At 69.2% G+C, this 6,506-nt stretch carries 7 protein-coding genes and 3 pseudogenes; 5 read left to right on the top strand and 5 right to left on the bottom strand.

Translation table 11 applies throughout. From position 1 onward, the window contains the following. Positions 1–151 precede the first annotated feature (151 nt). Positions 152–1,432 (top strand): serine hydrolase, encoded by a 1,281-nt coding sequence (locus GWK25_RS17380; RefSeq protein WP_215451108.1) that lies wholly within the window; start codon positions 152–154, stop codon positions 1,430–1,432. 4 nt (positions 1,433–1,436) lie between these two features. On the opposite strand, the pseudogene GWK25_RS17375 reads toward GWK25_RS17380, so the two are convergent. From GWK25_RS17375 to GWK25_RS17360, 4 genes and pseudogenes are all read right to left on the bottom strand, one after another. After that, positions 1,437–1,844: pseudogene (locus tag GWK25_RS17375) on the bottom strand (DUF4291 family protein); the annotation flags it as partial. 177 nt (positions 1,845–2,021) lie between these two features. Beyond that, a pseudogene (locus tag GWK25_RS17370) lies at positions 2,022–2,512 on the bottom strand (IS200/IS605 family accessory protein TnpB-related protein); the annotation flags it as partial. A 136-nt stretch (positions 2,513–2,648) separates the two neighbouring features. Next, positions 2,649–2,804, bottom strand: coding sequence for a DUF4291 family protein (locus tag GWK25_RS44290; RefSeq protein ID WP_308404251.1), 156 nt, complete (start codon positions 2,802–2,804; stop codon positions 2,649–2,651). After that, on the bottom strand, positions 2,755–3,132 hold the full coding sequence (locus GWK25_RS17360) for a helix-turn-helix domain-containing protein (RefSeq protein WP_215451107.1): 378 nt from the start codon (positions 3,130–3,132) through the stop codon (positions 2,755–2,757). The genes GWK25_RS44290 and GWK25_RS17360 overlap by 50 nt, the downstream gene beginning before the upstream one ends. A 100-nt stretch (positions 3,133–3,232) precedes the next feature. Here GWK25_RS17360 and GWK25_RS17355 point away from each other — a divergent pair, with 100 nt between their 5' ends. From GWK25_RS17355 to GWK25_RS17345, 3 genes are all read left to right on the top strand, one after another. Beyond that, the gene (locus GWK25_RS17355; protein WP_215451106.1) at positions 3,233–3,898 is read left to right on the top strand and encodes an NAD(P)-binding domain-containing protein; all 666 of its coding nucleotides are present in this window, start codon (positions 3,233–3,235) and stop codon (positions 3,896–3,898) included. A 331-nt stretch (positions 3,899–4,229) separates the two neighbouring features. After that, positions 4,230–4,718 carry a hypothetical protein gene (locus GWK25_RS17350; RefSeq protein ID WP_215451105.1) on the top strand — a complete coding sequence of 163 codons (489 nt, stop codon included), beginning with the start codon at positions 4,230–4,232 and terminating at the stop codon, positions 4,716–4,718. Positions 4,719–4,914: 196 nt separating this feature from the next. Then, positions 4,915–5,508 (top strand): DUF4291 domain-containing protein, encoded by a 594-nt coding sequence (locus tag GWK25_RS17345; RefSeq protein ID WP_215451104.1) that lies wholly within the window; start codon positions 4,915–4,917, stop codon positions 5,506–5,508. A gap of 65 nt (positions 5,509–5,573) precedes the next feature. Here GWK25_RS17345 and GWK25_RS17340 read toward each other — a convergent pair. Further along, positions 5,574–5,759, bottom strand: a pseudogene (locus GWK25_RS17340) (DUF4291 family protein); the annotation flags it as partial. Between the two features lie 144 nt (positions 5,760–5,903). Between GWK25_RS17340 and GWK25_RS17335 the strand changes: the two are divergent. Then, positions 5,904–6,395 (top strand): nuclear transport factor 2 family protein, encoded by a 492-nt coding sequence (locus GWK25_RS17335; RefSeq protein WP_215451102.1) that lies wholly within the window; start codon positions 5,904–5,906, stop codon positions 6,393–6,395. The last annotated feature ends 111 nt before the right edge of the window (positions 6,396–6,506 follow it).

The following is a 6,506-nucleotide window of genomic DNA, read 5'->3' as shown; positions in this document are numbered from 1 at the left end:
GGGGGACGGGGTCCCGGGAGCCCACTTGGGGGGAACTCACCGACACGGCTCGCGCGCCCGATCCGCCGGACAGCGCAAGCTCGCGCGCGCGTCGTCGCGGTCCCGGCCGATGCTGAGGGTGCCCCTGCCCGCCGATCTTCCCGGGACCCTCATGTCACTCACGCCCGCTCCCCGCCCGCACCCCGATACCGGCCCGCGTGCCGGCCGCTTCCGCCTTCGCCCCGGTCTCCGCCCCGCGCTTCGTCTCCGCGTCCGGCCCCGTCTGTGGCGCCCCTCTCTCGTCGCCCTGCTCGGCGCCTCCTGCCTCGGCGGCCTGCTCCTCGCCCCGACCGCGGGGGCCGCCGACGACGGCGGTGCCGACGGCAGAGACGAGCGCGCCCTGCAACGGCAGCTCGAAGAGCTGGTCGCCACCCCCGGAGGTCCGCCCGGCGTGATCGTCGTACTGCAGCAGGACGGCAGCCCACGCGTCCTGCGGGCCGGTGTCGCCGACCTGGAGACGGGCCGTCCGATCGAGATCACCGACCACATGCGCATCGCCAGCACGGCGAAGGCGTTCAGCGGCGCGGTGGCGCTCCGCCTCGTGCAGCAGGGTGAGCTCAGCCTCGACAGCACCATCGGCGACACATTGCCCCGACTGCCGCGAGCCTGGTGGCCGGTCACCCTGCGGCAGTTGCTCAACCACACCAGCGGACTGCCCGACTACAGCGAGGACCAGGAGTTCCTGGACCTGCTCCTCGCCGACCCCCGCCGCACCTTCGACCCCCGCCGGCTCCTGGACTTCGTGGCGGACCAAGAACTGCGGTTCCCTGCGGGCTCCCGGTACCAGTACTCCAACTCCGACAACATCGCCGTCGCCCTGATGGCGGAGGCCGCGACCCACAAGACGTACGAGGACCTCCTGCGCCGGATCGTCTACCGGCCGCTCGGGCTGACCGGCACCAGCCTTCCCCTGGGATACGAGATGCCGGAGCCGTACATGCACGGGTACGCCGTCGAGCCGCCCGCGCCTCCGGAGGACGTCAGCGAGGCGCTCAGCGCGTCCGGTGTGTGGGCCTCGGGCGGGATCATCTCCACCCCACGAGACATGACGCGGTTCATCCGGGGCTACGCCGCCGGGGAGCTGACGTCGCGAGAGATCCTGCACGAACAGCGGCGCTGGATCCGGGGTGCCTCCGAACCAGCCGGTCCGGGCCGCAACAGGGCGGGGCTGGCCATCTTCCGCTACGACACACGCTGCGGGGTGGTCCTGGGCCACACCGGGAACTTCCCCGGGTACACCCAGCTGATCTCCGCGACCCCCGACGGCCGCAGGTCCCTCACCTTCTCGCTCACCACCCAGGTGAACGCGCGACTGACCCCCGACCTCGTGGAACGGCTGCGCACGATCGAGGAGAACGCGGTCTGCGCACTGCTCGGCCCTCGCCGCGGCTGAGCGCTCAGCTCCGCAGATGGGCCAGGACATCGTCGGCGACGGGATACGGCGGCTCATCCGGCAGCAGTGCCGTGGTCGCCTCCAGGTCACGTGCCCGGACGAGGCCGTGGATCTGCCTGGCGAGCGGCGTCACGTCCTCGATGCCGACGATCCACTCGTCGGCGTACCGCGCCGCCGCCTCACCCGACAGGCCCAGCTGCAACGAGCGATGGGGCAGCGGGGCGAGCCGCAGGTCGCGCTCGGGGTCCCACTGGACACGGGCGGGCGCCCGACGGACCTCCCGCTGCCAGGCGCCCCAGCTCTCGTGCAGCTCGGGAACGTAGTGCGAGAGGCCCGAGCGACGCAGCGCCCACTCGAAACCCTCCCGCCTGATCTCCACGCCCAGAACCGTCTCCTGCCCCTCCTTCAGACCGTTCCTAAATACTGAGCGGGAGTGAGTCCTGTCGCCAGGTCTCGTGCTCAGTCGAACGCCCCGGACGGTGTGGGGCGTTCTGATTGCCCGCGTTCGCTCCGCACCCGGGCGGCACGGATCGTGTCCGTGGTCCGGGGGCGGGTTCCCTCACGCCCGGCAACACCTGATCCGGCCTGGACGGTCCGATGCCCCGCCGTGGCGCTTGCCGGACTCCCCGTTCGGCCTGGCAGAACCAGCGCTCCGCCTCCCACCGCCCACGCCAGGCGGACTCCATCAGCCCAGCCGCCTCCAGGTGGTGCCGGGTACGGGCCAGGTGTTTGCCGCCGCGCACCACGTGCACGATCCCGGCCTCCCGGTCGGCCCGCGTGACGGTCAGCCGGTCCTGCAGCACCCGCAGCCGCCGCGTCTGCGCATGCCACTGCCCGCCCACCGCGACGACGAGGCGGGTGTCAGCTCCCGCTGCGGACCGCCCACGACTGCCCGGAATGCTCCAGGCCGCCCCGGCAGCGCGCCTTGAGATCCCGCGAGGCCGGCGAGCCCAGATGCCCGCCCACCAGACGCAGCACCTTCTCATCACCCGGCGTCAGCTGCTTCAGACGCGTCCGCACGGCCACACCGGACAGCCCGGACACGACGAACGGCGCGGCACTGCTCCGCAGCTCACCCACCCCGCCACCTGCCCGACTCCAAGAACCTGCCGCCCTGGGAAACGAGCACCACCCACGAAGGTCACATACTCGATGCACGCACCTCAGTTCGGGCGGACAAGGCGCCCGACACAACACCCCCCACACCCACTCCCCCTCACCCGAACACTCTTGGAACGCACTCCAACGCCAGCAGCTCCAAACCCCAGCCGCAGCGGTACATCATCCACAGGAAGGACGGCATGATCCACGTCCAGCCTTGTTCACAGACCTCTTGCGTTACTGCCCTCCTGGGCTTCAAGAAGTTCGTCACCGTGCTCGATCGCCCAGCGTCCGAGCGCCGTCATCGGGCCCTCGACCAGGCTCTGTCCCAAGCCGGTCAGGGCGTAGTCGACGCGTGGTGGTGCCTCGGCATAGGCGTGCCGCTCGATCAGTCCGCTCGCGAGCAGGCGGTTCAAGGAGTCGGTCAGAACCTTGTCGCTGATGCCGCCAATCGCGGCGTGCAACTCGCGGCGTCGGCGCGGTCTCGAGCGAAGCGCCGCCAGTACGACGGGATCCCAGGTATGGGCGAAAAGATCTGTGGCCGCGCGCAAACGGCAATCGGCGACCAACTCATTGCAGTGGGCGTCGTGATCAGTCATCTCGCCGTCCATCATCCCGCGCCGGTCACGCACTGATCGGTGCGTAACGCCTCTCCTACCGTGGCCAACGGACCGACGGCCAAGGGAGAGGCACAGACAGATGCGCATCGGGATCCTGGGAACAGGGACACTGGCGGCTGCCCTGGGAGAGGGCTGGGCACGTGCGGGACACGAGGTGGTGATCGGCGGACGGTCGCAGGTCAAGGCGGAGAAGCTCGCTGAGCGGCTGGAGCACAAAGTGCTCGCTGTCGCACCGCGCGAGGCGGTCACCGGGCGCGATGCGGTGCTCCTCGCCGTGCCCTGGGACGGTGTCGAAGAGATGCTGGGGTTGGTGGGCGCGTCCGACGGCGTGCTCCAAGGAATGCCGCTGATCGATCCCACGAACGCCGTTGCACATGGCGTCGGCACCCTGCTCACCGAGCACGGCAAAACGATGGCGGGGCGGATCGCCGAGCTTGCTCCGGGAGCCCGGGTCGTGAAGGCGTTCCATCTCTTTCCTGCTGAACAGTGGACGAGCCCGCCCAGTGGTGGCCGAGTCTGTGTGACGGTGGCGATGTGCGGCGACGACCCGACCGCCCTGAACGTCGTCGGTGAACTGGTCCGTGACGTCGGCGGAGTCCCGGCGACTCTGGGGACGCTGGATCGAGTCCGCCAGCTGGAGGAGGTGGCGGGTTTCGTGATCGGCTTGGCCTTCGCGGGCTTCGACCCTGGCTCCGCCGTCCCTCACGTCCCCTCGAACGACAGGCACGCCGGCTCACAGGGGTAGGCGCACGTCTCACACGCTCGATGATCTGCCACGACGGGGTCTGTGAACACGGCTTGATGACCCATGTCAAGCCTCGCTCACAGACCTGTCCGCCGTGATCGGAGTGAACGCCTGCCCTCTTCTGCACGGCGGGCGGGCTCCCACCAGCGATATCTTGACCGGAACATCAACGGCCACGACAGGACCAACGCCCCCTGTCCTATCGATGTGGCTCCGGCCACGGGGGAGTTTCGTCATCGACCCTGATCTCCTGGCGGCTCTGTGGAGGGAACGGCATCCGTCGGGTCCTCCCGTCGCTCACACGTTTCGCACCAGGTACGCGGATCTCTGGGTGCGTTTCCACAGCCTCCCCGGTTCGAAGCGCTACCCGGAGTCCGAGGGCGAGTACGCGATCGTGCTGGACCGGTACAACACGATCCTCGACGAGCTGTTCGCGGACACTGATGTGTTCGTGGTGACGATGGACTGGTCGGACACACCGACCGGGCCCCCGGGCTACTCGACGCCACGACCGACACTGCACGCTGACAGCATCCGCTGGTGGACCGAGTCGGACCAGGATGACCCCGACCCGGAATTCCACACCCACACGCGTCTGTACGCCGACCGGCGCCGGTGGAATCGCGGCTGCATCGACGGACTGTTGCGAGCAGTCGCGGACGAAGCGCTCGTCGAAGTCTTCATCGCCGACACGGAACTGCGCCATATCCACCATCCCTACGACGGCGGCGCAGACGTCATCCTTGCCACGCCCACAGAGCGTGACCATATGCGTGACCGACATGCAGACTGGCTTTCGAGCCACCCGGCTGGCCTCTGAGAACCACAGTGGCTCCCGCCTCCGGCCGACGCTCAGCGGTCTGGGAACGCTGCTCGACGTTGTTAAGTGGTCTTCACAGCTCCGAGACGGTTCCACCCCATGCAATCGACACTGCGGACGCCGATTGTCTGAGCACTGCCACCCAGCACAAAAAAATCGGTGGCCACCTGGGCTGACCGAGTCCACGCTGTGCGCCATGGAAGAACCGCTCCGCAGAATCCGTGCGCTCCACACGGCCTCCACGATCACCGTCTACCAGGCGTACTCCCCTGAGATCGGACTGCCCGCGGTCCGAGACGGCCGCTTTCCGGCCGCATGGAAGCCTGACCGCATGACATGGATCAAGCCCAGTTTCATGTGGATGATGTACCGCTCCGGCTGGGGCATGAAGGACGGTCAGGAGACCGTTCTCGCCATCGAGATCACTCGTGACGGCTTCGACTGGGCGCTACTCCATGCCTGCCTGTCGCATTACGTCCGCGGCCTGCATCCCGATCGCGACACCTGGCAGCGTGACCTCAAGCGCGCACCGTCCCGTGTCCAGTGGGATCCCGAACGCGATCTGCACCTGCATCCCCTGCCGTTCCGCTCGCTGCAACTGGGTCTCTCGGGTGAGGCTTCGTCGCGTTACGCGGACGAGTGGATCGTGTCCATCAGCGACGTCACCCCGCTCGCCCACGAGATCCACGCACTCGTCAGGGACGGCGAACTGGACTCAGCTGCCCGACTGCTCCCTCAGGAACAGGAGTACCCCGCCAGTGCAGAACTCCTGGCCCACCTGTGTCCCTGACCGGCTCTCCGGGCACAGCCTCCGGCATCACCCACGGGTCACATAGCAGCAGAGGTCTGCGAACGCGGCTTGATGACCCAGGTCATCCTGTCCCGCTTCCACGCGGCCGGGAAACGACCGTGCCGCGCCGCCGGGCCGCCCATCTCCGGGCGGTACGCCTGGTAGACGGTGACCGTGTCGGTGGTGTGGCGAGCACGGACACGGAGCTTGGGCTCGGTCGCTGAGGGGCGTTCACGTTCGGTCTCGGGCACCAGGTTCGGTCATGGCGGTGCCGCCGAGCCACCGAATGTCCAGGGCCGAGGCGCGGCCGACCGCAGGTCTGAACTCCCGGAAATATCCCCCATCCGACCGCACGCCCCTTGGCGTGGCGCGGGTCCTGCCCCAAGACTGAGCCGATGACGCAGCGTGTGGAGCTCGCGACCGTGATGGACCGGCTCGCCGTCGACGGCCTGATCACCGAGTACGCGGTGGCCGTGGACGACGGCGACTGGGCGGCGTACCAGGACCTGTTCGCACCGCACGGCCGCGCGGACTACCGCTCGGCCGGCGGCATCGAGGGGGACGCCGGGCAGGTCGCCGGGTGGCTGGCGCGGAGCATGGCGCTCTTCCCCATGCGCCAGCACCTCATCGTCAACAGACGCGTGCGCTTCGAACTCCTGGAGCAGGACACCGGCGACACCGCCCGGGTCCAGGCGGACTACATCAACCCGATGCGCTTCGCCGGCCACGACGGGGGATCCGCCCCCGACTTCGTCTGCGGCGGCCGCTACGCCTTCGCCCTGGTCCGCACACCGGACGGCTGGCGCCTGCGCGAGGTCGTGGTCCAGGAGAAGTGGCGCCGCACTCCCGAGGGCCTCACCCCCGCACAGCACCCCTCGCCCGCCTGACCGGACCACTCGTCCGACCGGACCACCCTTCCGACCGGGCCACCCGCCCTCGCGCCTCCGCCGCCTCGGCTACCTCCGCCACCCCACACGCCCCGGCACCTCCTGCGCGCC

Origin of the sequence: Streptomyces sp. ATCC 21386, from assembly GCF_018728545.1 — a bacterium.
Lineage (GTDB): Bacteria > Actinomycetota > Actinomycetes > Streptomycetales > Streptomycetaceae > Streptomyces.
This window is presented reverse-complemented; position numbering and strand designations above follow the sequence as displayed.

Bases quoted from the DNA above. Each gene is read 5' to 3' on its own strand.
- GWK25_RS17380 (WP_215451108.1), top strand. From the start codon at position 152: ATGTCACTCACGCCCGCTCCCCGCCCGCACCCCGATACCGGCCCGCGT.
- GWK25_RS17360 (WP_215451107.1), bottom strand. From the start codon at position 3,132: ATGACTGATCACGACGCCCACTGCAATGAGTTGGTCGCCGATTGCCGT.
- GWK25_RS17355 (WP_215451106.1), top strand. From the start codon at position 3,233: ATGCGCATCGGGATCCTGGGAACAGGGACACTGGCGGCTGCCCTGGGA.
- GWK25_RS17345 (WP_215451104.1), top strand. From the start codon at position 4,915: ATGGAAGAACCGCTCCGCAGAATCCGTGCGCTCCACACGGCCTCCACG.
- GWK25_RS17335 (WP_215451102.1), top strand. From the start codon at position 5,904: ATGACGCAGCGTGTGGAGCTCGCGACCGTGATGGACCGGCTCGCCGTC.